Origin of the sequence: Kribbia dieselivorans NBRC 106261 (assembly GCF_001552435.1) — a bacterium.
GTDB lineage: Bacteria > Actinomycetota > Actinomycetes > Actinomycetales > Dermatophilaceae > Kribbia > Kribbia dieselivorans.
Genome location: NZ_BCRE01000003.1, coordinates 1 through 24,468 on the forward strand (window position 1 = coordinate 1; position 24,468 = coordinate 24,468).

26 protein-coding genes and 3 tRNA genes are annotated in these 24,468 nt (G+C 69.4%); 14 read left to right on the forward strand and 15 right to left on the reverse strand.

Annotation, left to right across the window (positions count from 1 at the left end):
• Positions 1-464, forward strand: a 464-nt coding sequence (locus KD1_RS16700; RefSeq protein ID WP_068395819.1) for a dienelactone hydrolase family protein, incomplete at its 5' end; no start/stop codon positions are given.
• On the opposite strand, the gene KD1_RS00270 is transcribed toward KD1_RS16700, so the two are convergent.
• The 4 genes from KD1_RS00270 to KD1_RS00285 are packed head-to-tail and all read right to left on the reverse strand — an operon-like array spanning position 430 to position 4,145.
• On the reverse strand, positions 430-1,215 hold the full coding sequence (locus tag KD1_RS00270; protein ID WP_068395822.1) for an iron ABC transporter ATP-binding protein: 786 nt from the start codon (positions 1,213-1,215) through the stop codon (positions 430-432). The genes KD1_RS16700 and KD1_RS00270 overlap by 35 nt on opposite strands.
• A complete protein-coding gene (locus KD1_RS00275; protein WP_217995754.1) occupies positions 1,212-2,231 on the reverse strand; it encodes an iron chelate uptake ABC transporter family permease subunit in 1,020 nt (339 codons plus the stop codon). The genes KD1_RS00270 and KD1_RS00275 overlap by 4 nt, the downstream gene beginning before the upstream one ends.
• Positions 2,221-3,198, reverse strand: coding sequence for an ABC transporter permease (locus KD1_RS00280; protein ID WP_083541848.1), 978 nt, complete (start codon positions 3,196-3,198; stop codon positions 2,221-2,223). Before KD1_RS00280 ends, KD1_RS00275 begins: the two co-directional genes overlap by 11 nt.
• Positions 3,195-4,145: a siderophore ABC transporter substrate-binding protein gene (locus KD1_RS00285; RefSeq protein ID WP_083541850.1), complete on the reverse strand. Its 951-nt coding sequence runs from the start codon at positions 4,143-4,145 to the stop codon at positions 3,195-3,197. The genes KD1_RS00280 and KD1_RS00285 overlap by 4 nt, the downstream gene beginning before the upstream one ends.
• A gap of 130 nt (positions 4,146-4,275) precedes the next feature.
• Here KD1_RS00285 and KD1_RS00290 point away from each other — a divergent pair, with 130 nt between their 5' ends.
• A complete protein-coding gene (locus KD1_RS00290; RefSeq protein ID WP_245627214.1) occupies positions 4,276-4,677 on the forward strand; it encodes a hypothetical protein in 402 nt (133 codons plus the stop codon).
• Positions 4,678-4,749: 72 nt separating this feature from the next.
• Positions 4,750-6,639, forward strand: coding sequence for a 1-deoxy-D-xylulose-5-phosphate synthase (dxs, locus tag KD1_RS00295; protein ID WP_068395827.1), 1,890 nt, complete (start codon positions 4,750-4,752; stop codon positions 6,637-6,639).
• Between the two features lie 93 nt (positions 6,640-6,732).
• On the opposite strand, the gene KD1_RS00300 is transcribed toward dxs, so the two are convergent.
• The 3 genes from KD1_RS00300 to KD1_RS00310 all read right to left on the reverse strand — a co-directional run bounded on the left by KD1_RS00300 (position 6,733) and on the right by KD1_RS00310 (position 10,230).
• On the reverse strand, positions 6,733-8,265 hold the full coding sequence (locus KD1_RS00300; RefSeq protein WP_068395829.1) for a helix-turn-helix domain-containing protein: 1,533 nt from the start codon (positions 8,263-8,265) through the stop codon (positions 6,733-6,735).
• An 80-nt stretch (positions 8,266-8,345) separates the two neighbouring features.
• Positions 8,346-9,644, reverse strand: coding sequence for an HRDC domain-containing protein (locus tag KD1_RS00305; RefSeq protein WP_068395831.1), 1,299 nt, complete (start codon positions 9,642-9,644; stop codon positions 8,346-8,348).
• Positions 9,645-9,651: 7 nt separating this feature from the next.
• The gene (locus KD1_RS00310; protein ID WP_068395833.1) at positions 9,652-10,230 is read right to left on the reverse strand and encodes a DUF3000 domain-containing protein; all 579 of its coding nucleotides are present in this window, start codon (positions 10,228-10,230) and stop codon (positions 9,652-9,654) included.
• Positions 10,231-10,339: 109 nt separating this feature from the next.
• Between KD1_RS00310 and hemE the strand changes: the two genes are divergently transcribed.
• From hemE to KD1_RS16705, 4 genes are all read left to right on the forward strand, one after another.
• On the forward strand, positions 10,340-11,398 hold the full coding sequence (hemE, locus tag KD1_RS00315; protein WP_157073087.1) for a uroporphyrinogen decarboxylase: 1,059 nt from the start codon (positions 10,340-10,342) through the stop codon (positions 11,396-11,398).
• The gene (hemG, locus tag KD1_RS00320) at positions 11,398-12,801 is read left to right on the forward strand and encodes a protoporphyrinogen oxidase (protein ID WP_068395836.1); all 1,404 of its coding nucleotides are present in this window, start codon (positions 11,398-11,400) and stop codon (positions 12,799-12,801) included. Before hemE ends, hemG begins: the two co-directional genes overlap by 1 nt.
• A gap of 19 nt (positions 12,802-12,820) precedes the next feature.
• The gene (hemQ, locus tag KD1_RS00325; protein WP_068395872.1) at positions 12,821-13,522 is read left to right on the forward strand and encodes a hydrogen peroxide-dependent heme synthase; all 702 of its coding nucleotides are present in this window, start codon (positions 12,821-12,823) and stop codon (positions 13,520-13,522) included.
• A gap of 149 nt (positions 13,523-13,671) precedes the next feature.
• A complete protein-coding gene (locus tag KD1_RS16705) occupies positions 13,672-13,818 on the forward strand; it encodes a hypothetical protein (RefSeq protein WP_169795306.1) in 147 nt (48 codons plus the stop codon).
• A 72-nt stretch (positions 13,819-13,890) separates the two neighbouring features.
• On the opposite strand, the gene KD1_RS00330 is transcribed toward KD1_RS16705, so the two are convergent.
• Both KD1_RS00330 and msrB read right to left on the reverse strand, forming a co-directional pair.
• On the reverse strand, positions 13,891-15,696 hold the full coding sequence (locus KD1_RS00330) for a SulP family inorganic anion transporter (protein ID WP_068395839.1): 1,806 nt from the start codon (positions 15,694-15,696) through the stop codon (positions 13,891-13,893).
• Between the two features lie 28 nt (positions 15,697-15,724).
• Entirely contained in the window at positions 15,725-16,153 is a 429-nt protein-coding gene (msrB, locus tag KD1_RS00335; RefSeq protein ID WP_083541852.1) for a peptide-methionine (R)-S-oxide reductase MsrB, read from the reverse strand.
• 55 nt (positions 16,154-16,208) lie between these two features.
• On the opposite strand from msrB, the gene KD1_RS00340 reads away from it, so the two are divergent.
• On the forward strand, positions 16,209-17,291 hold the full coding sequence (locus tag KD1_RS00340) for a DNA polymerase domain-containing protein (protein WP_068395845.1): 1,083 nt from the start codon (positions 16,209-16,211) through the stop codon (positions 17,289-17,291).
• A 12-nt stretch (positions 17,292-17,303) separates the two neighbouring features.
• Here KD1_RS00340 and KD1_RS00345 read toward each other — a convergent pair whose 3' ends face one another.
• Entirely contained in the window at positions 17,304-18,365 is a 1,062-nt protein-coding gene (locus KD1_RS00345; RefSeq protein ID WP_068395875.1) for an ATP-dependent DNA ligase, read from the reverse strand.
• 58 nt (positions 18,366-18,423) lie between these two features.
• Between KD1_RS00345 and KD1_RS00350 the strand changes: the two genes are divergently transcribed.
• The gene (locus KD1_RS00350) at positions 18,424-19,653 is read left to right on the forward strand and encodes an alpha/beta hydrolase family protein (RefSeq protein WP_068395847.1); all 1,230 of its coding nucleotides are present in this window, start codon (positions 18,424-18,426) and stop codon (positions 19,651-19,653) included.
• On the opposite strand, the gene KD1_RS00355 is transcribed toward KD1_RS00350, so the two are convergent.
• Positions 19,625-20,359, reverse strand: a complete 735-nt coding sequence (locus tag KD1_RS00355) for a dihydrofolate reductase family protein (RefSeq protein WP_068395850.1) — start codon at positions 20,357-20,359, stop codon at positions 19,625-19,627. The genes KD1_RS00350 and KD1_RS00355 overlap by 29 nt on opposite strands.
• Before the next feature lie 62 nt (positions 20,360-20,421).
• Here KD1_RS00355 and KD1_RS00360 point away from each other — a divergent pair, with 62 nt between their 5' ends.
• The 4 genes from KD1_RS00360 (at position 20,422) to KD1_RS00375 (ending at position 21,788) form a co-directional block, all read left to right on the forward strand.
• Positions 20,422-21,411, forward strand: coding sequence for a PPK2 family polyphosphate kinase (locus KD1_RS00360; RefSeq protein ID WP_083541853.1), 990 nt, complete (start codon positions 20,422-20,424; stop codon positions 21,409-21,411).
• 120 nt (positions 21,412-21,531) lie between these two features.
• Positions 21,532-21,604: transfer RNA gene (locus tag KD1_RS00365), tRNA-Gly, on the forward strand.
• Positions 21,605-21,625: 21 nt separating this feature from the next.
• A tRNA-Cys gene (locus KD1_RS00370) sits at positions 21,626-21,696 on the forward strand.
• A gap of 17 nt (positions 21,697-21,713) precedes the next feature.
• A tRNA-Val gene (locus KD1_RS00375) sits at positions 21,714-21,788 on the forward strand.
• A gap of 144 nt (positions 21,789-21,932) precedes the next feature.
• On the opposite strand, the gene KD1_RS00380 is transcribed toward KD1_RS00375, so the two are convergent.
• The gene (locus KD1_RS00380) at positions 21,933-22,427 is read right to left on the reverse strand and encodes a hypothetical protein (RefSeq protein WP_068395853.1); all 495 of its coding nucleotides are present in this window, start codon (positions 22,425-22,427) and stop codon (positions 21,933-21,935) included.
• Between the two features lie 59 nt (positions 22,428-22,486).
• Between KD1_RS00380 and KD1_RS16390 the strand changes: the two genes are divergently transcribed.
• Positions 22,487-22,657 (forward strand): hypothetical protein, encoded by a 171-nt coding sequence (locus KD1_RS16390; RefSeq protein WP_217995755.1) that lies wholly within the window; start codon positions 22,487-22,489, stop codon positions 22,655-22,657.
• Between the two features lie 75 nt (positions 22,658-22,732).
• Here KD1_RS16390 and KD1_RS00385 read toward each other — a convergent pair whose 3' ends face one another.
• The 3 genes from KD1_RS00385 to KD1_RS00395 all read right to left on the reverse strand — a co-directional run.
• Positions 22,733-23,104: a nuclear transport factor 2 family protein gene (locus KD1_RS00385; protein ID WP_217995756.1), complete on the reverse strand. Its 372-nt coding sequence runs from the start codon at positions 23,102-23,104 to the stop codon at positions 22,733-22,735.
• Positions 23,101-24,024, reverse strand: coding sequence for a hydroxyquinol 1,2-dioxygenase (locus KD1_RS00390; protein WP_068395856.1), 924 nt, complete (start codon positions 24,022-24,024; stop codon positions 23,101-23,103). Before KD1_RS00390 ends, KD1_RS00385 begins: the two co-directional genes overlap by 4 nt.
• A partial coding sequence (locus KD1_RS00395; protein ID WP_157073086.1) for a dehydroquinate synthase/iron-containing alcohol dehydrogenase family protein occupies positions 24,021-24,468 on the reverse strand: 448 nt, incomplete at its 5' end. The genes KD1_RS00390 and KD1_RS00395, both read right to left, overlap by 4 nt.

The window sequence follows — 24,468 nt, forward strand, 5'->3', positions numbered from 1 at the left end:
CCGCCGAGGCCGGCATGGCCCACGGAGACGTGATCGGCTGGCGCGAGCAGAAGCGCCGGATCGCCGTGGCGCTCGAGGACTTCGCCGCCTCGGCACCCGTACTGGTCGGGTTCTCGCTCGGCGCCGCGCACGTCAAGTCGTTGCTGATGTCACGCACCGAAGTCGCCGCCGGCGTCATGGTCGGCGCCGGCGGCCTTGAGGAGGGCCGCACCTGGCCGCTGCCGAACAGCGTCGAGATCCATCACATGCTCGGAGATCCGTTCATCGAGGCGGGCGGGCCCGAGCGCCTCGTGCAGGCGGTCGCCGCAGCCGGGGGAGATGCGGCCCACTACGTCTACCCGGGCGAGGGGCACCTCTTCATGGACGAGGACGGCGACGACTTCGACACCCACTGGGCCGCGGTCTTCCACGCGCGCCTCGACCTCGTGCTCACCCGGTTCGAGGGCGGGCCAGCCGCCCGCTGAGGTGAATCGCGTGTCGGTAACCGTCGACCTCGACCACCCGTACGGGCACATCGAACACCGACTCCAACACGTCCTCGACCATGACCTCCTGCGGTGGGCCCTGGGTGACGACCCGGCCATCCTTGAGCGCGATGATGTGGTCGGCGAACACCGACGCGGCGTTGATGTCGTGGACGACGAGGACGATCGACGTTCCGCGTCGGTCGGCGGCGTCGCGCACGATCTGCATGAGCTGGGCTCCGTGACGCATGTCGAGGTTGTTCAGCGGCTCGTCGAGCAGCAGATGGTCGGTGTCCTGGGCGAAGACCATGGCAATGAAGGCGCGCTGGCGCTGACCGCCGGAGATCTCGTCGAGGTAACGGTCGGCGAGATCGGTGATGTCGAGGTGTGCCATCGCCTCCTCGACCAACGCGTGGTCCTCGGCCGTGGGGCGACCCCGGGTGTGCGGAAACCGGCCGAAGGTCACCAGATCACGCACCGTCAGGCGCACCGGGACCTGCGTGTCCTGGGCCAGGACGGCCAGCCGCCGGGCCAGCACCTCCGGCGCGGTGCGGGCGACGTCGAGGTCGGCGACGGTCACCACCCCGGCGTCGGCTTGCAGTAGTCGGGCGATGACCTTGAGCAGCGTCGACTTGCCGGCACCGTTCGGGCCGACGAGCGCCGTGACGCCCCCGTCGGCGATGGTCAGGGAGACATCGTCGACAACGACCGTGCGGCCGTAGGACGTGGTGACGTGTTGAACGGAGATCATCGGGCACCTCGACGCAGGAACAGAAGCAGGAAGACGAGGCCACCGGCGAACTCGACGACGATCGACAGGCTGCCGGAGAACCCGAGCACTCGCTCCAGCACGAGTTGACCGCCGACCAGAGTGATCACCGCGACCAGCGTGGCGGCGGGCACGGTGACCGCGTGCCGGTGGGTGCCGGCCGCGCGGTAGGCGAGGTGGGCCACGAGCAGCCCGAGGAACGTCGTGGGTCCAACCAGGGCGGTGGAGGTGGACACCAACACGATGACGACGGTCAGTGCCGCGGTGGACAGTCTCCGGTGATCCACCCCCAGCGTCGTCGCCACCGGAACGCCCAGGGCCATGACGTCCAGGGCCGCGTGGTGACGCACGACCCAGACGACGCCCAGCGCCACGACCACCGCGCCGGTGGCGATGAGGGCGGGTTCGGTGCCGGTGAAGCGGGCGAAGAAGCGGTCCTGGAGCACGATGAACTGGGTGGGGTCCATGATCCGCTGGAGGAACATGCCCACGGATCGGAACAGCCCGCCGGCGACCACGCCGATGAGCACGACGACCTCGATGCTCCGACGACCGCCGAGCAGAAGCCATCGGGCCGCGGGCAGCGTCACCACGAGCATCACCGCGGTCTCGATCGCGAATCCCAGCACCGGGCCGGTGGCGGTCATCCACCGAACCCCGATCGTGATCGCGGCCACCGTCTGCAGCAGCACGAACAGCGAGTCGAAACCCATGACCGACGGCGTGAGGATCTGGTTGCCCGTGATGGCGTGGAACAGCACCGTGCAGATGGCGATCGCGGTGGCGACGACGACCATCGTCGCGACCGTCGTCAGGCGCCGCTCGAGGATGAACGCCGTATTGCCCGTCAGGTCGGTGAACAGGAAGACCGCGACGACGGCGGCGGTCAACGCCCCGAGAATGGTCAGCGTGGTGCGACCGCGCACGCCACGGCGCTCCGGAGCGCGGTTCGCCGAGCTTGTTCGGGCCGTCGGCACCACGGCGAGCTCAGTGCGCACGATCGAACCCCCTCAGCAGCATCACGAGGAAGACCAGCCCGCCGGCGACCCCGACCACCAGGCCGATCGGCAGTTCGTACGGGTAGCGCAGGGTCCGCGCCACCAGGTCGCACAGGAGCGTCGCTCCGGCTCCCAGGACGAGGACCCAGGGCAGCGCCCGACGGGCATGGCCACCGACGATGCGCGTGACGAGGTTGGGCACCACCAGACCGATGAACGGCAGCATGCCCACGGTCACGACCGTGCTCGCCGAGATGACCGAGACGATCGTCATGCCCAGGGCCATGGCCCGGCGGTGGTCCAGCCCGAGGTTGGTGGCGACCTCGTGGCCCAACGAGGCGATGGTGAAACGATCGGCCACGACCACCGCGACGACGGTGGCCACCCCGGAGAGCCACAGCAGCTCGTAGCGCCCCGAGATCACGGCCGAGAAGTCGCCCGTCAACCAGGCGTTGAGCGACTGGACGAGATCGTTGCGGTAAGCCAGAAACGTGCTCGCGGCACCCACGACCCCGCCGAGAACCAGCCCGACGAGCGGCACTCCGAGGATGTCACCGCGGGACAGACGCGAGATCAGTCGCAGGAACACCGCGCTGCCGGCCAGCGCCGCAGCCGTGCCGGCGAGCATGCGCAGCCAGATCGGGGCACCGGGAAGGGTGAGCATGACCAAGACCAGTCCGAGCCCGGCGAACTCCATGGTCCCCGCCGTGGCCGGCTCCACGAACGGGTTGCGGGTGAGCAGCTGCATGATCAACCCGGCGACGGCCAACGACGCTCCGGCCAGCATGACCGCGGCGGTGCGGGGGAGTCGACTGGTCGTCAGGATCTGCCAGTCCTGATCGGCGACTCCGACCATCACCGACGCCGCGGTCAGCAGAACGAGACCGACGATCGCCACGATCAGCCACGCCCGCCGCGGCGCCCGACCCGTCGTGGCCGGGGTCCGCGCCGGGGCGCTCACGCTCACGCCAGGCCCTTGACGACCTCGTTCACCATGGCCTCGACGTTGTCGAGACCGGTGCCGGCGACGTACCAGCGCTGGCCGTCGAGATAGGTGACGTCGCCCTTCTTCCAGGCGGTGGTGCGGCCGACCAGCGCGTTGTCCAAGAACTCCTTGGCGGCTGCCCCATCCTCGCCGATGGCCGCGTCGCGGTCGATGACGAACATCCGTGACGGGTTGTTCTTGGCGATGAACTCGAAGCTGACGGCCTGGCCGTGGCGGTCCTGCTTGAGACCTCTGACGGTCGGCTCGACGCCGAGCACGTCGTGGATGATGGCGAAACGCGACCCCGGTCCGTAGGCCGAGACCTTGCCACCGCTGGTGAGCAGGACCATCGCGTCGCCAGACTTTCCGGCGGCGGCCGTGCCCCGGGTGACGGCGGCGTCGATCTGGGCGAGTTCGGCCGTGACCTGGCTCTCCTTGCCGAAGACCGTGCCGATCGACGTGGCCTGCTCGGCATTGGCGTCGATGAACTCGGTGCTGTCGACGGACAGATCCAGGGTCGGGGCCAGTTTGCTGAGGTCGGCGTACCGTTCGGCCGTGCGCGGGCCGATGACGATGAGGTCGGGGTCGATCTCGGCGATCTTCTCGACGTCGGGCTCCTGCATCGTGCCGACGCCCTCGACCGTGGAGAAGGCGTCGAGGAACCGGGGCCGACCCTCACTGGGCACGCCGACAACCCGTTCGCCCAGACCAAGTGTGTTGATCGTGTCGAGCACGCCGAAATCGAGCACGACGACCGCGGCCGGGTCCTGTGGGACATCGGTGGTGCCCTGGGCATGCGTGATCGACACGGTCGGGCCCTGCGTGGAGGAGTCGCTGCTGCCACAGGCGGCAAGCGGGACCATGGCGAGGGCGAGGACGGCGGTCATTGCGGGGAAGCGGCGCACGACGAAGGACTCCATTCGGGTCATGGGTCAAGCAGGACAGGCCTGAAATCTAGATAAGGCACGCCTAACCTCACTTAGGTGAACCTTCCTTGTCAAACGGGACGTGCGTCAGCGGGTTGTGGGTTGTCGGTGGCATGGTCGTAGAATCGAACGTGTGTACGAGACTCAGGAGCGTCGTTCCCGCGGGCAATCCGTGGTCGGCCCACCCGGGTGGCCCCCGCGGGTGCCGCCGCCGGATGCTCCCGGATGGCAGGACAAGGCGGTGGCGTGGCTGTTCGATCAATGCCCGGCCGACTACCGCACCCAGACGGTCTGGCGGCGACACCCCGTGGCGCTGGCCTGGGTGGCCCACCGCCACCTCGAGGCCCAACTCGACGCGATGCGCGAGGCCTACCGGTACGCCCGGGTCGACCTGCGCGACCAGGTGCCCGAAGGCACGTTGGCGGCCGTGCTGACCGCGCTCGAGGTCGAGGGGATGCGACTGGTGGCCGCCCATCGCGCCGCTGGCCTGCTGCTCGACGCGCTCGAGGGTCATCGGCACGTGCCCCGACTGTGATGACCGCTTCCGGCGCGCTGTCGGTCACGCGCCGTAGAATGCTGCGATCCGTCGTTGAAAGGCCACCCGAACGTGACCCTGCTCTCGAGCATCTCCGGTCCGCAGGACCTCAAGCAGTTGCCCACCGAGGCGATTCCGCTGTTGGCACAGGAGATTCGTGACTTCCTCGTCCACGAGGTCTCGCGCTCGGGCGGTCACCTCGGCCCCAACCTCGGTGTCGTCGAGTTGACCATCGCGCTGCACCGGGTCTTCGACTCGCCCAACGACACCATTGTCTTCGACACCGGCCACCAGTCGTACGTGCACAAGCTGCTCACCGGGCGTCAGGACTTCTCCGGGCTGCGCGTCAAGGGTGGCCTGTCGGGCTATCCCAGCCGGGCCGAGTCCGAGCATGACGTCGTCGAGAACAGCCACGCCTCCACCTCGCTGTCATGGGCTGAGGGGATCGCCCACGGCTACCACCTCCGCGGTGAGGACCATCATGTCGTGGCCGTCATCGGCGACGGCGCCCTGACCGGCGGCATGGCCTGGGAGGCGCTCAACAACATCGCCCAGTTCAAGGACCTGCCCGTCGTCATCGTCGTCAACGACAACGAACGCTCCTACGCCCCGACGATCGGCGGGCTCGCCGACCACCTGGCCGCCCTGCGCACGCGACGCGAGTACGAGCAGGTGCTCGCCCTGGGCAAGGAGGCGCTCAACCGCACCCCGAAGGTCGGGCGCACCGTCTACCAGGCCGTCCACTCGCTCAAGAAGGGTGCCAAGGACTTCCTCGCACCCCAAGGCATGTTCGAGGACCTCGGCATCAAGTACGTCGGCCCGGTCGACGGGCACGACGAGGCCGCGGTCGAGCAGGCGCTGCGCCGCGCTCAGGAGTTCGGCGGTCCCTGCCTGGTCCACTGCATCACGCAGAAGGGTCGCGGTTACGACCCGGCCCGCAACGATCACGCCGACCAATTCCATGCCGTCGGCAAGATCAACCCCGAGACCGGGCTGCCGCTTGAGATCGCCGGCCGCTCCTGGACCGACGAGTTCAGCGACGAGATGGTCGAGCTCGGCGCGCAGCGCCCCGACCTCGTCGCGATCACGGCGGCGATGATGATGCCCGTCGGCCTGCGCCCGTTCAGCGAGGCCTACCCCGAGCGCACCTTCGACGTGGGGATCGCCGAACAGCACGGCGTGACGATGGCCGCTGGTCTGGCGCACGCGGGTCTGCACCCGGTGGTGGCGATCTACGCGACGTTCCTCAACCGCGCGTTCGACCAGATGCTCATGGACTGTGCCCTGCACCGCGCCGGAGTCACGTTCGTGCTCGACCGGGCGGGCATCACCGGCCCCGACGGCGCGAGCCACCACGGCATGTGGGACATGTCCCTGGCCGGGCTCGTCCCGGGCCTGCGGTTGGCCGCGCCACGTGACGGAGCGCAGATCCGCCGGGCCTTGCGTGAGGCCGTGGCGGTCGACGACGCTCCGACCGTGCTGCGCTTCCCCAAGGGCAGCGTGGGCGACCCGATCGTGGCCCAGGGCACCATCGGCGACCTCGACGTCCTGCGCCCGGCGACGGCGACCCCCGCGCAGACCGCGGCCGGTGCGCCGGCGGAGGTGCTCCTCGTGTCGATCGGCGCCATGGCCCCCACCGCCCTGGCACTGGCCGAGAAGCTCGAGGCCGAGGGGCACTCGGTGGTGACCGTCGACCCGCGCTGGGTGCTGCCCGTCTCCGGCGACCTGATCGACCTGGCCCGCCGGGTCACGCACGTCGTCGTCGTCGAGGACAACGTCGTGGCCGGCGGTATCGGTTCGCAGATCACCTACGCGCTCGAGCGGGCCGGTGTGGCCACGCCGGTGCACGCCTACGGGCTGCCCAAGGAGTTCCTCGACCACGCCTCCCGCGGTCAGGTGCTCGCAGCGACCGGTCTGACGCCCGAGGGCATCGCCGGCGATCTGCTGCCCAAGCTGCGCTGATCTGCTCGGCACCCCACCCCACAAACGGTTCGAGGTGCGAGCGGGCCTTCCAAGGCCCGCCCACACCTCGAACCGGGTGGAGGAGTTGAGCGATCAGATGTCGCGGAACGTCTCCACGGTCGCGCCGAGCGCATTGAGCCGGTTGGCCAGGTCCTCGTAGCCGCGGTTGATGACGTAGACGTTGCGCAGGATCGACGTGCCCGGAGCGGCGAGCATCGCCAGCAGCACGACCACACCCGGGCGCAGCGCCGGCGGGCAGACGACCTCGGCGGCACGCCACTTGGTCGGGCCGGTCATGAGCACCCGGTGCGGGTCGAGCAGCTGCACCTTGGCGCCGACCTTGGTCAGTTCGGTCAGGTAGATCGCGCGGTTCTCGTAGACCCAGTCGTGGATCATCGTCGTCCCCTCGGCGCACGCGGCGATGAGGGCGAAGAACGGCAGATTGTCGATGTTCAGGCCCGGGAACGGCAACGGGTGGATCTTGTCGGCCGGGGCATGCAGCGTGCTCGGGATCGTCGTGATGTCGACCAGTCGCGTGTGTCCGTTGCGGGAGAGGTACTCGGCGGAGATGTTGTACTTCATCCCCATGTTCTCCAGCGTCGCCAGCTCGATCTCGAGGAACTCGATGGGGGAGCGCTTGATGGTGATGCTCGACTCGGTGACGACGGCCGCCGCGATGAGCGACATCGCCTCGATCGGGTCCTCACTGGGGTAGAACTCGACGTCCTGGTCGATGGTTGTCAGGCCGCGGATGTGCAAGGTCGTCGACCCGACACCCTCGATCTCGACACCGAGCTTCTGCAGGAAGAAGCACAGGTCCTGGACCATGTAGTTGCTCGACGCGTTCCGGAGCGTCGTCCGGCCGGGATAGCGGGCCGCGGCCATGAGCACGTTCTCGGTGACGGTGTCACCGCGCTCCGTCAGCACGATGGACCGGTCGGGGTGGCTGCCCTCCGGCGACACGGTGGCCTCGTAGAAACCGTGCGTGGCCTCCACGTCCAGCCCGAAGGAGCGCAGTGAGTTCAGGTGGGGTTCGACCGTGCGGGTGCCGAGGTCGCAGCCCCCGGCGTAGGGGAGCTGGAAGTGGTCGACCTCGTGCAGCAGGGGGCCGAGGAACATGATGACCGTGCGGGTGCGACGGGCCGCCTCGACGTCCATGGAGGCCAGGTCGAGACGCTCCGGCGGGATGATCTCGAGGTCGGAGGTGCCGGGCAGCCAGCGGGTCTTGACCCCGATGGAGTTGAGCACCTCGAGGATCCGGTTGACCTCCTCGATGCGCGCGAGGTTGCGCAGGGTGGTGCGGCCCTTGTTGAGCAGGGAGGCACACAGCAGCGCGACGGCGGCGTTCTTCGAGGTCTTGACCTCGATCTCGCCGGAGAGCTTCTTGCCGCCCTCGACGCGCAGGTTGACCGGGCCGGAGGCGCCGAGGGCCACGAACTCGCTGTCGAGCGCGGCGCCGATGCGGGCCAGCATCTCCAAGGAGAGGTTCTGCTTGCCGGACTCGATGCGGGTCACGGCTCCCTGGCTGGTGTGCAGCATCTCAGCCAGCTCACTCTGAGACATGCCCTTGTGGCGGCGGGCGTCACGGATGAGGCCGCCGATGCGAACGAGGTAGTCATCAGTCATGGCGACGACGATAACTCACATGTGAGTTAATCCGAAAATTGCAGCGGCGTGTCGTCGTCTTTCACCTGCGGGTGAGAGGGTCACCGCGGGATGGCGGAGAAGGCCTCGACGAGCATCGGAGCGACGATCCCGGCCTGCCACGGCCGCACGCCGTGCCGACGCAGGGCCAGGGTGAACCCCTCCTCGGTCTGCTCGGCCGGCGGAGTCCACACGACGCGGCGCAGCGGATCCGGCGAGCACAGGTTCTCGATCGGCAGCGAATGCTCCTCGCAGAACGCGGCCATACGCTCGCGGGTCTGCATCAGACGAGCGGCCGCCACCGGGTCCTTGTCGGCCCACGACCGCTGCTGCGGCGGGCCGTCGTGGCGCACCGACACGGCAGGCAGCTGGTCGTCGGGCAGGTCCCGAGCGATCGCGACGGCCTTGAGCCAGACACCGGCGTGCTTGTGGATGGCCCGGTGGCCCGAGGGCAGATCGGCCGCGGAGCGCGGATCGGCCGCCGCGATCTCGACGATCGCCTGATCGGGCATGATCCGACCGGGGGAGACGTCCTTCTCCTTGGCGATGTCCTCGCGGGCGTACCAGAGCTCGCGTACCCGGGCCACGTCGCGCTTGTTCTTGAACCGGTGCAACCCGGAGGTGCGCCGCCACGGTTCGGTCTTCGGCGTGGGCATCCAGTCGAGCAGGGCATCGAACTCCTCGCGCGCCCACTCGGACTTCCCCGCCCGGGCCAGGTCGATACCCATGAGATTGCGCAACTCGACGAGGACCTCGACGTCGAGCGCCGCGTAACGCAACCACGGCTCGGGCAGCGGGCGCGTCGACCAGTCGACCGCCGAGTGCTCCTTGGCCAGGGTCACCCCGAGGTAGTGCTCGACGACGGCCGCCAACCCGACGCGGGGCAGGCCCAGCAGTCGACCGGCCAGCTCGGTGTCGAACAACTGCTTCGGCCGCAGACCGACTTCCGCCAGGCAGGGAATGTCCTGGGTCGCGGCGTGCAGCAGCCACTCCGCGTGCCCGATGGCCTCGTTCAGGGGCGTGAGGTCGGGCAGTGCAATCGGGTCGATGAGGAAGGTCCCGGCCCCCTCGCGCCGAAGTTGGACGAGGTAGGCGCGCTGCCCGTAGCGGTAACCGGAGGCCCGCTCGGCGTCGAGCGAGATCGGGCCGAACCCAGCGGCCACGGCCGCCACACACTCGGCGAGTTGGCGCTCGTCGGTGAGCACCGGCGGGACCCCATCAGCCGGCTCGGACAGCACGGGCAACTGCGGTTTGGGAGGCGGGTCGGCCGGGAACGCCTCGAGCGACTCCTCCGTCGCGGGGGAAGCGTCGGAGGGGCCGGGGGTCGAGGTGGACCTCACGGTCTCGGAGCGTCGTGCCATGCAGGCCTCAACGACGCCGGGCGGGCAGGGCGACGACGCCCTCGGGAAGGGGCGGCAGTCCACCGATGGTGCACAGCAGGTCGGCCCAGGCCTCGAGGTGCGCGCGCACCTGCGGTCCGGGGGCCGTCCACGACGCGCGGATCTCGAGGTCGATACTCGGCGGTCGATCGGCCAACGCGCCGTAAGACTCCGAGACGACGCGCGTCACGGTGCCGGCCTCGGCGACGTGGTCGACCTCGTGCCGGGCGAGGGATTCCTCCAGCCAGGACCAGCCGACGGTCCCCAGCATCGGGTCGGAGGCCAACTCCGGTTCCATCTCGGCGCGGGCATAGGTCACACAGCGCCACGCCCCGCCCCAGGACTCGGGGACCGAGGGGTCATGCAGCAGGACGAATCGGCCGTTGGCCAACTCGTCGTCGTCCCCGGAGGCGACCTCGGCCGTGAACGCCACCGACCACGGCGCAATCCGCGAGGGGGCGGGCACTTCGCTGAGCGTGATCTCGGAACGCAGCCGCGCAGCAGCAAGTTGGCGCAGCGCCTCCTCGAATTCGGCAGGCTGCACCCCGGTCAGGGAACGACTCGACACAACCACCAGCGTAGGGAATTTCACCCAGACTGTGGTGGGTGCCACGCCGGTGGTCGTGCTACTCGTGGCCGGTCCGGAGCCGCGCGAGCCGATCTGGGATCATCGGGCGGTGACCTCATCGACCGTTCCCGCCGCCCAGACCCCTGCCGACAGTGCCCTCGTGCGGGCCGCCCGAGGGCTCGACGTGCCGCACACCCCGGTGTGGTTCATGCGTCAGGCGGGCCGGTCACTGCCGGAGTACCGGAAGGCACGGGAGGGCACCGAGATGCTGCAGGCCTGTCGCACGCCCGAACTCGTCGCCGAGATCACCCTCCAGCCGGTGCGTCGCCACGGCGTCGACGCGGCGATCTTCTTCTCCGACATCGTCGTCCCGCTCGCCGCCGTCGGCATCGATCTCGACATCGTGGCCGGGGTCGGCCCCGTCGTCGCGGCACCGGTGCGCTCGCAGGCCGACCTCGATCGACTGCCTCCGCTGACCCCCGACATGGTCGAGGACATCACCGAGTCCGTGCGGATCCTCGTGCGCGAACTCGGCCCCACCCCCCTCATCGGCTTCGCCGGAGCGCCGTTCACGCTCGCCTCGTACCTCATCGAGGGCGGGCCGAGCCGCAACCACGAGCACACCAAGGCCCTGATGTACGGCGATCCGCAGCTGTGGCACGACCTGCTGGCCCGGTTGGCCGTCATCTCCGGCGCGTTCCTGCGCGTGCAGGTCGAAGCCGGCGCCAGCGCGGTGCAACTCTTCGATTCCTGGGTCGGCGCCCTGCCGCGACGCGACTACGAGGCGTACGTCCAGCCGCACTCCCGCGCCACCCTCGCTGCGCTCGACGGCCTGGACGTGCCGAAGATCCACTTCGGGGTCGGCACGGGCGAGCTGCTGCGCTCCATGGGGGAGGCCGGCGCCGACGTCGTCGGGGTCGACTACCGCGTTGGCCTGACCGATGCGTTGGCGCGTCTCGACGGGCGCTGGGCCATCCAGGGCAACCTCGACCCGGCCATCCTCTTCGCCCCGTGGAACGCCGTCGAGACCCGCGTGCGCGAGATCCTCGACGAGGCCAGCGCCGCCCCGGGCCACATCTTCAACCTCGGCCACGGCGTCCTGCCCACCACCGACCCGGACATGCTGACCCGGGTCACCGCGCTCGTCCACGAACTGACCGCCCGCTGATGGCGCGCCGCGTCGTCGTCATCGGTGGCGGCATCGGCGGGCTGACCGCCGGGCACGCCCTGGCCACCGCCCCGGACCCCGCACAGGTCACCGTGGTCGACGCCGCCGATCGCGTCGGCGGCAAGCTCCGCCGCGAGCTCATCGGCGGCTCCTTCGTCGACGTCGGCGCCGAGTCGGTGCTCAACCGCTCCACCGAGACGAAGGCCCTCGTCGAGGCGGTCGGACTGTCCGACCGCATCACCCACCCGACGTCGACGTCGTCGTCGATCTGGTCGCGCGGGGTGCTCGTGGCCATGCCGAAGGGCACGATGATGGGCGTCCCGGCGACTCGCGAGGCCGTCGCCGGCATCCTCACGCCCGACGAGCTGGCGCAGATCGACGTCGACGCCCACCCGGTCCCACTGACCGACGACGTCTCGGTCGCCGCAGGCCTGGGAGCCCAGCTCGGCCGCGGCCTCGTCGACCGTCTCGTCGAGCCGTTGCTCGGTGGGGTCTACGCCGGTCAGGTCGACGAATTGTCGCTGCAGGCGAGCATGCCGTTGATGTGGCAGGCGGCCACGCAGGGGCGCGGATTCGTGGCGGCCGTGCGGGAGATGCCCGCGCCACCGGCGTCGACCACCCGGCCGAACGACGCTCCGGCACCGTTCTTCTTCGGCCTCGCCGGCGGCATTGCGCAATTGCCCGAGGCGGTCGCGGCCGACCTCGAGGCCCGCGGCCATGACGTGCGCACGTCGACGATCGTGCGTGAACTGCGTCGCACCCCCGCGGGTACCTGGGAGATCGTGGTCGGCCCGACCACGGCTCCCGAGGTCATCACCGCCGACGCCGTCGTCATCGCGACGCCCCCGCCGCCGACCGCCCGCCTGTTGGCCGACATCGCCCCGCAGGCCTCCGCCGCCCTCGCCGAGATCCCGCTGGCCTCCATGGCGATCATCACCCTGGTCTTCGACCGCGCCGAGATCGGGGATCTGCCCGGCTCGGGCTTCCTCGTCCCGGCGGTCGACGGCCGCACGATCAAGGCGAGCACGTTCTCGTCGGGCAAGTGGGGGTGGGTCGATGCGGCCGACCCGGAGCGCGTGTGGGTGCGCGCGTCGATCGGGCGCGCGGGCGAGTCCGCCGACCTGCAGCGCCCCGACCTCGACCTCGTCGACATCGCCCTGCGCGAACTGGGTGAGGCGCTCGGGCGTGACCTGCCCACGCCGCTCGACCGGCACGTGCAACGCTGGGGCGGGGGACTGCCGCAGTACAACGTCGGTCACGTTGCCCGGATCGAGCGGGTGCGGGCCGACGTCGCGCAGGTGCCCGATCTTGAACTCGTCGGAGCGGCGTACGACGGCGTCGGCATCGCCGCGGTCGTCGCCGGTGCCGGCCCCGCCGCAGCCCGGCTGCTGGCCGCACACTGACGTCGACCACAATGGGGTCATGACCGAGAAGCCCAGTCCCGCCCGCATGCGGGAGATCAATGAGTCCATCCGCTACGCCATGTGGTCCGTGTTCGCCGTGACCTCGCCGCTGGGTCAGGAACGTGACGCGCTGGTCTCCGAGGTGGAGGCCCTCTTCGCCGAGGTGACCGAGGGCGACCTGGTCATCCGGGGCGTCTACGACCTCGCCGGCCTGCGCGGCGATGCCGACTTCATGATCTGGTGGCACGCCGAGACGATCGAGGAACTCCAGGCGGCCTACCACCGCTTCCTGCAGACCGAGTTTGGCGCGCACCTGGAGCCGGTGTGGTCCTCGGCGGCGCTGCACCGCCCGGCGGAGTTCAACAAGAGCCACATCCCGGCGTTCATGGCCGACGAGGTCGCGCGGAACTACGTCTGCGTGTACCCGTTCGTGCGCTCCTACGACTGGTACGTCATGGACGAGAAGGAGCGCCGCGACATGCTCGTCGAGCACGGCCAGATGGCTCGTGAGTACCCCGACGTGCGCGCCAACACGATCGCCTCCTTCGCGCTGAACGACTACGAGTGGATCCTCGCGTTCGAGGCCGACGAGCTGCACCGCATCGTCGACCTCATGCGTGAACTGCGCGCCTCCCGGGCCCGGCTGCACGTGCGCGAGGAGATCCCGTTCTTCACCGGGCCCAAGGTCGAGATCGCCGACCTCATCGCCCGGCAGCGCTGAGCTCCGCGTCGCCCGCATCAAGCCTCGGAGTGTGATGTCGTTCACACATCGTGACCGAGATGCAACGTGTTACGCGGGTGTTGTCGTCCCCACCATGGCAACCGTTCTCGTAGCGTGAGAACGCTCCCGTGCAACGAAAGGAATCCACCATGGTTGGTCTCGGCGTCATTCTCCTCATCCTCGGCCTGCTGGTGAACAGCCTCAGCATGCTCGTCACCATCGGCCTCGTGCTCATCGTCGTGGGCCTGATCCTCAACTTCATCCCGATCGGTGGGAGCACCCGCCGCGTCTGGTGACGACGGGTCACCTCGCGACGACCCTTCTGAAGGGGCGTGCCACTGCGGTGGCGCGCCCCTTCTCGCGTGGGATCAGTCCTCGTCCGGGGGGTGCGGTTGTTCCGGCACCGGCGGAAGGTGGATGGCCAAGCCGGGGATCGGCGCTCCGTGCTTTGCCTCGTACCACTGGGCGTAGGTCGCGACGGCGGTGGGCAGTGTCGGGAAGATTCGGTCCGAGCCGATCCGCTCCGCCAAGCCGGTGGCCTCGAGGAACTCGAGCATGTCCTGCTTGACGCGGGCCATGGCGAATGTGACGCCACGGTCGGCGAGGGCGGAGCGCAGCGTGTCCAGGGCGTCGACGGCGGTCAGGTCGACCTCGGTGTTGGCCTCGGCGTTGAGGAGGAACCACTCGACCGGCCCCCGCTGCTCGGCCTCGTCGACGACGGCCAACGCGCGCGAGACGAAGTCGGCTGCGTTGGCGAAGAAGAGCGGAGAGTCGTAGCGATAGACGACCAGGCCAGGCACCTGGACGGCATGGGGGTAGTCGTCGATGTCGTGCATGCCGGCGATGTGGGTAACGTAACCGAGGACACCGTCGTGGGGGTGGGCGATGCGTCGGATCAGGTCGACGACGGACAGGACAATGGCCACCCCGATGCCGGGCAGCACGCCCAGGGCGAGCACCGCGATCGTCGTCGACACGGCGATGACGAACTCGCTGCGCCGGAACCGGGCGATGCGCTTGAGTTCGGACACCTCGATGAGGCGCAACGCGGCGTAGACGACGACACCGCCGAGCGCCGCCGTGGGGAAGGACGCCAGGAGGGGGCCGAGCCACAGCAGCGTGGCGACGAGGATTCCGGCGGACACGAGGGAGTGGAGTTGGGACCGGGCGCCCATCGTTTCGGCCAGCACGGTCCGACTGCCGCTGGAACTGACGGGGAACCCCGAGACGAGGCCGGCGCCGACGTTGGCGGCGCCCAGGGCCAGGAACTCCTGGTTCGCGTCGACCTGCTCGCCGCGTTTGAGGGCGAAGGCCCGCCCGGTGAGGACGTTGTCGCTGTACGCCACGGCGGCGACGCCGATTGCGGCCGGGAGGAGGGCGAGGAGGTGGATGTCGCCCAGGTGCGGCACGGCTGCCGGGGGTAGGCCCTGCGGCACCTGACCGACGACCGAGACGCCGTGCTCGGCAAGCCCGGTGACGCGCACGACGGCCGCCGACGCGAGCATCGCCAGCAACGGCCCCGGCCAGTGCGTGGCCCACCGCGCGAAGATCAGGAGGACGACGAAGACCGAGGTCGACAGCAGGAGCGTCGGCCAGTGGACCTGGTGGAGGTGGGTCAGTGCGAACCAGACCTCCTCGCGCACGTTGCTGCCTTGGATCGGGATGCCGGTGACCTTGCCGAGCTGCCCGACGATCATGAGCACGGCGACGCCGGCCATGTACCCGGTCAACACCGGCTTGGAGAGCAGCTCGGCCAGGAACCCGAGGCGCGCGATCCACCCGATCAGGCAGAGCACGCCGACGGCGATCGCCAGGAGTGCGGCGACCTCGGCTCGACGCTCCACCCCGGCGGCGGCGACCAGCGCGCCGACGCCGGCCGCGGTCATCAGGGCCGTGGTCGATTCCGGCCCCACCGACAGTTGGCGGGAGGAACCCAGGAAGGCGTAGACGACCAGCGCCGGCAGGCAGGCCCAGAGGCCGGTCACGGCCGGGAGCCGGGCCACCTCGGCGTAGGCCATGACCTGCGGGATGAGGTAGGCCGAGACGGTGATGCCCGCGAGCACGTCTCCGCGCAGCCACGGGCGTTCGTAGTGGCGCAGCACCGTCAGCCCGGGGGTGAGTCGCTGCCACCACGCGCGTGGCGTGGCTGCGCGAGGCTCGGCCGACGTGGTCATCCTTCGACCGTACGCCTCCGCCCGAGAGTCAGCCTTGGGCCGGCTGCAAACGCACCGAGATCGAGTTGATGCAGTACCGCTGATCGGTGGGTGTGTCGTACCCCTCACCCTCGAAGACGTGCCCGAGGTGGCTGCCGCAGTTCGCGCAGCGCACCTCGATGCGTGGCCGGCCGGGGATGGACCGGTCCTCGATGTACTCGACGGTGTCACCGGCCAGCGGCGTGTAGAACGAGGGCCAGCCACAGTGGCTCTCGAACTTCGTCTCCGAGGTGAACAACTCCGCTCCGCACGCCCGGCACGAGTACACGCCCGCGGTCGTCGTGTCCGTGTACTCACCCGTGAAGGGGCGCTCCGTGCCGGCCTGACGCAGCACCTGGTACTCGTCGGCCGTCAACTCGGTGCGCCACTGTTCGTCGGTCTTGGTGACGGGATACTCCCGCCCGGTGGACTCCATCATGATTCAACTCTGTGCCTTCGCCCTCGCGAACGCAAACCCCTCTAGCGTGGGGTCCATGGCCAAAGCCCCCGCCGCCACCGTCGTCGCCTCCGGGCGCGAGGTGCGCGTCTCCAGCCCCGACCGCGTCATCTACGAGGCGACCGACCGCACTCCGGCCATCACCAAACTCGAGGTCTGCCAGTACGTCGCCGACGTCGGCGAGGCGTTCATGCGCACCATCGGTGAGCGACCGAGCGCGATGGAGCGGTGGCCCGACGGGTGGCGCGAGGGCATGCGCCTGGCCGTCGGGCCGCGCGACAAGGACGCCGATGGCTTTTATCAGAAGCGGCTGCCGAGGGGCGCGCCGGACTGGATCGAGACGGCCCACATCACGTTTCCGTCGGGGCGGAAGGCCGATGAACTGTGCCCGACCGAAGCGGCGTCGCTGGTGTGGGCCGCGCAGATGGGCACGTTGACGTTCCACCCGTGGCCGGTACGACGCTCCGACGTCGACCACCCCGACGAGCTGCGCCTCGACCTCGACCCCCAACCCGGGACGACCTTCGCCGACGCCCAGCGGGTCGCCGCCGTGACCCGGGAACTGCTCGAGGAACTGGGGCTGCGCGGATATCCCAAGACGAGCGGCAACCGCGGCATCCACATCTACGTGCGGATCGCGGCGACCCACACGTTCGAGGACGTCCGGCACGCGGCCATCGGGCTGGGGCGCGAACTGGAGCGCCGTGACGGCGGGGTCACGACGAACTGGTGGAAGGAGGAGCGCGGCGAGCGCATCTTCATCGACTACAACCAGAACAACCGCGACCGCACCATCGCCAGTGCGTGGAGCCTGCGGGCCCGGCCCGGCGCGCCCGTGAGCACCCCGATGACATGGGCGCAGTTGGCCGACGTCACCGACCCGCGCGAGTTCAATCTGGTGACGGTCCGCGATCACCTGGGTCACGGCGATCCGTGGGCCGGGATGAACGACACCGCCTACCCGCTGCAGCCGCTGCTCGACCTCTGGGAGACCCTGCCCGGCGGCGAACTCAACTTCCCGCCCGACTACCCGAAGATGCCCGGCGAGCCGCCGCGGGTGCAGCCGAGCAAGAAGGTCGCCGAGCACTGGGACGAGCAGGGCAACCGCATCGAGCCGTGAAGCAGATACCGATCAGCCCGCCAGCACCTCGCCGAGGTCGTACGACGGAGCGCGGTCGACCTGGTCAAGCGTGCACGACGCCGGATCGCGGTCCGGTCGCCAGCGCAGGAACGTGACCGCGTGCCGGAAGCGACGGCCCTCGAGCTGGTCGAAGGCGACCTCGACGACCCGTTCGGGGCGCAGCGCGACGAACGAGACGTCCTTGTTGGACTGGAAACGCGATCGGTCGGTGGCGCCCGTGATGGCCTCACCGGCCGCGTCGCGCTGCACGAGCGGTTCGAGTTCGTCGATGAGTTCGAGGCGCCGCGCGTTCGTGAACGCCGAGATCCCGCCGACTGGGTAGAGCGTGCCGTCGTCGGCGTGCAGCCCGAGCAGCAGCGATCCGACCCCGTTGCCGGACTTGTGGATCCGATACCCGATCAGCACCGCCTCGGCCGTGCGGGAGTGCTTGACCTTGATCAACACCCGCTTGCCGGGGGAGTAGGGCAGGGCAAGCTGCTTGGCCACGATCCCGTCCAGGCCGGCCCCCTCGAAGCGCTCGAACCAGTCGCGCGCGACGTCGGGGTCGTCGGTCGTGCGGGTCAGGTGCAACGGCGCTGAGTGGGCGAGGGGTCCAAGGGTGTCGACGAGGGCCGCGCGACGTTCGGCGAACGGAGCGTCGATGAACGAGGTGTCGCCCAGGGCCAACTGGTCGAACCCGATGAACTCCGCCGGAGTCTCGACCGACAGTTTCGCCACCCGCGAGGCCGCCGGGTGGATCCGGGCCGAGAGCGCCTCCCAGTACAGCCGCTGCGCTCCGGGCTCGCCGCCGCGCACGACGAGTTCGCCGTCGATGGCGCACCGCGGCGGCAGGTGTTCCCGGCACGCCTCGACGACCTCGGGGAAGTAGCGGGTCAACGGCTTCTCGCCCCGGCTGGACAGTTCGACCTCGTCACCGTCCTTGAGGATGATGCAGCGGAACCCGTCCCACTTCGGCTCGTACGACCAGCCGCCCTCGACGGAGCCCTGATCGGGCACGGCCTTGGCTGCCTTGGCCAGCATGGGGGTCACGGGCAGGGTGATGGGCAGGTCCATGTCGACCATTGTGGGGGCCCGGTCGGTCGGCGTTGCGCCAACGGCAACTCGTGGTTCGATGGAGAACGTGAGTTCACGAGGATCCGCGACCCGCACCGCCGCCGGTGGTGCGGTGGCCCTCGGCGCCGCAGCCGCCGGCCTGGTCTGGGTGGGTGCCGGGCGGCACCTCGCCCGCGTGCTGTTGACGCCCGTCTACGAGAAGGTCGAGGACCAGACGATCCTCGAGGTCACCGACGACACCGTGCTCCTCGAGGCGACTCCGGATGCGGTCGTGCCGGGGCAGTACGGCCTATCGCTACCGAACGACGGGCATGCCCGCATCGCCGACATCGTCGAGCGGGACCAGCCACCGGGCACGGTTCGGCGGCGTCTGGTTGCCGTGGACGAGGGTGAACTGCGGCCCGGTCCCGCGCGCTGGGACCAGTACTGGTTCTTCGGCCCGCCCGAGGTCTCGCTGGGTCTGCCCACCGACCACATCGAACTCGACTCCGAACTCGGGCCGATGCCGGCGTGGCTGGTGCCCGGCGCCGCCTCCCCCGACGCACCGGCGGCCAGGCCCGGTACCTGGGCCGTCTTCGTCCATGGGCGCGGAGCCCAGCGCGCCGAGACGCTGCGCGGCGTGCAGGTGGCGCACCGGCTCGGGGTGACGTGCCTCGTGCCGGCCTACCGCAACGATGTCGATGCTCCGGCCGCGGTCGATGGGCGCTACGCCCTGGGCCTGTCGGAGTGGCGTGACGTCGAGGCGGCAGTGCAGTACGCCGCTGCGCACGGTGCCATCGACATCATCCTGTTCGGCTGGTCGATGGGCGGCGCGATCGTGTTGCAACTGTTGGATCGCAGTGTGCTGGCCCCGTTGATCAGCCGGGTCGTGCTCGATTCTCCGGTCGTGTCGTGGTCGGAGGTCATGCGCCACCACGCGCGACTGGCCAAGGCGCCACCGGCGCTCGCGTCCATGGCGGCCTCACTCATGGGGGAGCGCCGGGCACGCCGACTCGTGGGCGTGCATGAACCGTTGGACGTGGCCTCGACCGACTGGCCCGACCGGGCCGGTGACCTGCGTCACCCGATTCTGCTCATCCACTCGCTCGATGACGAGTTCGTGCCGTCGTCGGCGTCGCAGCGCCTGGCCGCGGCCCGGCCGGACCTCATCCGGTTCGAGCCGTGGCGCACGGCCCGCCACGTCAAGGAGTGGAACGTCGATCCGCAGCGCTGGGAGGCGCTGGTCACGCAGTGGGTGACAGCCGCACCGGGGAACCTCGTCAGCGGATCACGCGCCACAACCCGATGAGGGAGCCGTCACCCTCGATGAGGTGACGTAGCGCCAGTCGGGTATCGACCGACGGTCCCTGCAGTGGCCGCGGGTGGTTCCCGCCGATCATGTGCGGAACGATCGTGTGCGCGACCTCGTCGACCAACCCCGCCGCATGCAGGGTGGTGAACAGGGTCGGTCCGCCTTCGCACAGCACCCGACCTTCGCCGATCGTCGCGAGTTGGGCGGCCACGGCCGGGAGGTCGACCTCGTCCTGACCGAAGACCCAGACCCGCTCCTCGCCGAGCTGTGCCCGCGCGGTGTCGACGGCCTCAGATCCGGCCGAGGCGCACGTGACGAAGGCGACCTCACCGCGCTCCGGATCGCCGTCGCCGAACGGTGGGATGAGCGTCGCTGGCACGACCCCCCGCCCGCTGACGACGACCAGCAGGGGTGCCGGGCGACCGAAGCCGGGTTTCGCGGGGCCGTACTCCTCGGCGCGCACCGTTCCCGCGCCGACGAGGATCGTGTCGCAGTTGGCGCGCATGGCCATGAACGCGCGGTTGTCCGCCGGGGTGTTGATCGAGTCGCTGACGCCGTTGGGGCCATTTGCGGCGCCGTCGAGCGTGCTGACGGTGTTGGTGCGGATACCGGGCTCCTGCGCGTAGAGCGCGAGGAGGTCGTCGTCGGCAAGATCGGCGTCGGCGCGCCACGGTGCGCCCGAATCAGCAAGGAGAACGCGCATACCCGTTAGTCTGCCAAAGAGATCGTTTACCCATTGTTCATCTACGAGGGAGGAGTGAGTCGTTGGCCAAGGGTGACAAGAAGGGCAAGAAGAAGAAGCTGACGACCGCCGACATCGCGAAGCAGTCGTTCGCCGAGGCGACGAAGGCCGAGCAGGAGCGCCGTGAGGTCGAGGCCGAGGAGGCGCGGGTGGAGGCGGAGCGACTGGCCACCCTGTCGGCACCGAACTGGCGTCAGGTGCTCCAGGCCGGCCACGGGTTCCAGTTGACCGAGCTCGATCCGTCGTCGACTCCCGGTTTCAAGGGCGACAAGGCCGAGGGTGAGGACGAGCTCGACGAACTCGACGATGATCTGGCCGACCTTCAGGAGCGGCTGTTCGCCGAGTCGCGTGGGGGCGGGCAGCGATCGGTGCTCCTCGTCGTCCAGGGGATGGACACCTCGGGCAAGGGCGGCATCATGCGCCACGTCGTCGGGGCCGTCGACCCGCAAGGGGTGGAGATCACCGCGTTCAAGGCACCCACGGCCCAGGAGAAGAAGTATCCGTTCCTGTGGCGCATCCGCAAGGCGCTGCCGAGCCCGGGAATCATCGGGGTCTTCGACCGGTCGCACTACGAGGATGTGCTCATCGCGCGGGTCCGCAATCTGGTGCCGCGCGCCACGTGGATCCGTCGCTATGGGCAGATCAACACCTTCGAGCGCGGTGTCGCGGCCAAGGGCACCGTCATCGTCAAGGTGATGCTGCACATCTCCAAGGAGGAGCAGGGCCGGCGGTTGGCCGAGCGCCTGGAGCGCCCCGACAAGCACTGGAAGTACAACCCGGGGGACATCGACGAGCGGGAGTTGTGGGACGAGTACATGGAGGCCTACCAGGTCGCCATCGAGAAGTGCTCGACCCTTGCGGCTCCGTGGTACGTCGTTCCGGCCGACAACAAGTGGTACGCCCGACTCGCGGTGATGCACCTGCTGCACGAGACGTTGCAGGCGATGGACCCGCAGTGGCCGGTCGCCGATTTCGACGTCGAGGAGGAGAAGAGGCGGCTCGCCCAGAGCTGAGTTTGCCCACCGGACACGTGGCGTTCGGGTGGTGGTCACCCCCGGTTTGGCGATGGTGCGTTCGATGGGTTAATGTTTCTCCTCGCGCCCCGCGTTCGAAATGCCAACTGGCGGGGCCGTGCGGATGTAGCTCAGTTGGTAGAGCGCAACCTTGCCAAGGTTGAGGTCGCCGGTTCGAGCCCGGTCATCCGCTCGGAGGGTTTGCCGCCCCCATGGTGGAGTGGCCGAGAGGCGAGGCAACGGCCTGCAAAGCCGTGTACACGGGTTCAAATCCCGTCTCCACCTCGAGTTGTACCCCTCACGGGCGATTGGCGCAGTGGTAGCGCGCTTCCTTGACACGGAAGAGGTCACTGGTTCAAACCCAGTATCGCCCACCAACGTCAATGGCCCCTGACCCTGCGGAAACGCCAGGTCAGGGGCCGTTCTCATGCCCGAAAGGTTTCAGTTGCGTGTCCCCATCGGCCTCCGTTCCGGGCGAAGTGTGCCGGTAGGGCGACTCCGCGTGGCAGCGCCTCGAAGCCTTAGTCGTCGCGGCTGGACAGGCGACGCAGCCATCCCCACAGGCGACGGGTACGGACGCGCCGGTCGAGGAGTGCGCCGGCCATCGCGGTCATCACGCCCTCCTCGCACATGGTCGGAGCCGTGATGTAGAGGACCTCGCGGTCCTCCCAGTCCACGGCGCCGATGCCCGGCTGTCTGCCCACGGCGGCATCGAAGGCCAGTCGAGCGTCGTCGTCGTAATGACACGACACCTCGTCGCCGGCCCATGCCTCGAACTGGAATCCCCGAGCGAGGTCCGGGTGATCCTCGGGCTGGTCGGGCGTCAATGCCCTGACCTCGAAGGCCTCCATCTCGATGAGGTCCCCGACGGTCACCGGGTCCTCAGGCTCCTCCTCGTCCAGGAACCACGTCGAGAACGGGACTTTGGTGGCCAGCAACGACTCGGTCAGGTGCGTCGGACAGGCGCAGGCACCGCGCTCCGGCGCAACCTGGAACGTGTCTCCATAGGCGTCCATGACCAGCGAGCCTAGGGGGCGGAGGCCCAACTGTCCTCCGGTCACGAAACTTGGCGGCGATGAACCTATCGCCGCGCGAGGCCATGCCGCAGTCGCTGGAGATGTACCGCGCCGGCAACCTCAAGCTCGACGAACTCGTCACGAAGACGTACACCCTCGACGAGATCAACGACGCCTACGACGACATGCGCGCCGGGCGCAGCATCCGCGGCGTCATTCGCTTCACGTAGTCAACCCATCGGTGAGCCCGGCCGGCCAGCATCGGCCGGCCGGGTCACCGGCGAGGTGCGATCACGTCGCTCCGGTCAGGTTCGCGGACGTACGGTCGGCTGGTACGCGTAGAGCAACCACTGCCCGTCGGTCCGTCGCCACACTGCGAGCGACTGATTGTCCAAGTGCTTGTCGATGCCGCCGGCGGTGATGTCGGCCTCCATGGGCCCGAACACCAGGGCCACGTTGCCGATGACCTCGACACGATCGATCGGGTGGGAGACACGGTGGTAGACGTAGAAGCCGCCGCGCAGCTTCTCCAGATAGGAGGCGCGCGTGTCGACGACCGCGGTCGAGTGCACGTAAGACAGGTCGGGGTGGCAGTGCGCCTCGAACGCATCCCAGTCTTGAGCGACAAGCGCGTCGTACCGTGCGTCCTCGAGCGAACGAATCTCCGCCTCGCTCACGATGTCACCTCCACGTTCGATGTCTGCGTCGCCGCAGCGGGTGCGAGCACGATATCGAAACGAGCCCGGCGCCAATGGTCGACCTCGCGCCCGTCGGGGGTCGGCGTACCCGGGGCCTGCTCCTCGAAGTCGAGGATGAGTGATTCCTTGACCCCGAAGACGCTGTCGCGCTCGAGGTACTCGCAGCCGCGGACGAAGATGTGCGTCACCAACGTGCGGCAGCCCGGCGCCGTCACCATGAAGTGCAGGTGCGAGGCCCGCATGGGCGAGCGCCCGGTGGCCTCGAGCATCCGGCCGACCGGCCCGTCGTGCGGGATCGGGTACGGCGTGGGCGTGACCGCCCAGAACCGGTACGAACCGTCGGCGTCGCTGAACAGGTGCGCCCGGGCGGCGACCCGGTCGTCGTCATACTGCACGTCGTAGAAGCCGTCTTCGTCGGCCTCCCACACGTCGATCTTCGCCCCGGCGATCGGAGCTCCGTTCGCGTCCTTGACCGTGCCCTCGACCCAGCACGGTTCGCCCGCCGCCGGGCCGGCGATGTCGCCGCCCTGCTCGATCTCGGGGGAGCCCTCGACGAAGAAGGGCCCGAAGACGGTGGCCTGGGTGGCGTCGCCGTACGCCTCGTTGTTGACCGAGATGACCTGCATCGACGCTCCGAGCACGTCGGAGAGGAGGATGAACTCCTGGCGACGGTCGTCGGTGATGTGACCGACCTCGGTGAGGAAGTCGATGGCGGCCGACCACTCCTGTTCGGTCAGGCGCACGTCGGTGATGAACGCGTGCAGGTGCGTGGCCAGCGACGACAGCAGGGTCTTGAGCCGCTCGTTCGGGGTGCCGTCGAAGGAGCGACGGACGAGTTCGACGAGTTCGGCTTCACGGGCGCGCTGCTCGTCGGAGACGGTGGGGCTGGTGATGGTCATGCTTCGGCTCCTTCCCACGCCGCATGCAGGAGCGTCGTGAGGTTCTCGGTCGTGACCGGGACGGGATTGCTCGGGGGAACGACGGGCAGGATGGCCTGGACCGCGTCGGGGATCTGCTCCTCGCGGAAGCCGACATCGCGCAGGGCGCGCGGGGCGTCCAGACGTCGGCGAAGATCGGCCAGTGCGGCGTTGGCGTCGCCCTGCGCGGAACCGAGCGCGCCGCCCAGTCGCGCCACCGGCCCGGCGCAGGCCGGTGCGTTGAACGCCAGGACATGCGGCAGGACGATCGCGTGGGTCGGCGCGTGCGGCAGGTCGTAGCGACCCCCAAGCACGTGACAGATCTTGTGGTGCAGGCCGGATCCGGCGGAGGTGAACGCGACTCCGGCGAGGTAGGCGCCGTAGAGGGTCTCGTCGCGGCCGGGCAGCCCGGTGGGGTCGGCGACG

What these genes read in the sequence shown, in the direction of transcription:
- KD1_RS00270 (WP_068395822.1), bottom strand. Translation starts at nt 1,215, where the DNA reads ATGATCTCCGTTCAACACGTCACCACGTCCTACGGCCGCACGGTCGTT.
- KD1_RS00285 (WP_083541850.1), bottom strand. Translation starts at nt 4,145, where the DNA reads ATGACCCGAATGGAGTCCTTCGTCGTGCGCCGCTTCCCCGCAATGACC.
- KD1_RS00300 (WP_068395829.1), bottom strand. Translation starts at nt 8,265, where the DNA reads ATGACTGATGACTACCTCGTTCGCATCGGCGGCCTCATCCGTGACGCC.
- KD1_RS00305 (WP_068395831.1), bottom strand. Translation starts at nt 9,644, where the DNA reads ATGGCACGACGCTCCGAGACCGTGAGGTCCACCTCGACCCCCGGCCCC.
- hemG (WP_068395836.1), top strand. Translation starts at nt 11,398, where the DNA reads ATGGCGCGCCGCGTCGTCGTCATCGGTGGCGGCATCGGCGGGCTGACC.
- hemQ (WP_068395872.1), top strand. Translation starts at nt 12,821, where the DNA reads ATGACCGAGAAGCCCAGTCCCGCCCGCATGCGGGAGATCAATGAGTCC.
- KD1_RS16705 (WP_169795306.1), top strand. Translation starts at nt 13,672, where the DNA reads ATGGTTGGTCTCGGCGTCATTCTCCTCATCCTCGGCCTGCTGGTGAAC.
- KD1_RS00330 (WP_068395839.1), bottom strand. Translation starts at nt 15,696, where the DNA reads ATGACCACGTCGGCCGAGCCTCGCGCAGCCACGCCACGCGCGTGGTGG.
- msrB (WP_083541852.1), bottom strand. Translation starts at nt 16,153, where the DNA reads ATGATGGAGTCCACCGGGCGGGAGTATCCCGTCACCAAGACCGACGAA.
- KD1_RS00340 (WP_068395845.1), top strand. Translation starts at nt 16,209, where the DNA reads ATGGCCAAAGCCCCCGCCGCCACCGTCGTCGCCTCCGGGCGCGAGGTG.
- KD1_RS00345 (WP_068395875.1), bottom strand. Translation starts at nt 18,365, where the DNA reads ATGGACCTGCCCATCACCCTGCCCGTGACCCCCATGCTGGCCAAGGCA.
- KD1_RS00350 (WP_068395847.1), top strand. Translation starts at nt 18,424, where the DNA reads ATGGAGAACGTGAGTTCACGAGGATCCGCGACCCGCACCGCCGCCGGT.
- KD1_RS00355 (WP_068395850.1), bottom strand. Translation starts at nt 20,359, where the DNA reads ATGCGCGTTCTCCTTGCTGATTCGGGCGCACCGTGGCGCGCCGACGCC.
- KD1_RS00380 (WP_068395853.1), bottom strand. Translation starts at nt 22,427, where the DNA reads ATGGACGCCTATGGAGACACGTTCCAGGTTGCGCCGGAGCGCGGTGCC.
- KD1_RS16390 (WP_217995755.1), top strand. Translation starts at nt 22,487, where the DNA reads ATGAACCTATCGCCGCGCGAGGCCATGCCGCAGTCGCTGGAGATGTAC.
- KD1_RS00390 (WP_068395856.1), bottom strand. Translation starts at nt 24,024, where the DNA reads ATGACCATCACCAGCCCCACCGTCTCCGACGAGCAGCGCGCCCGTGAA.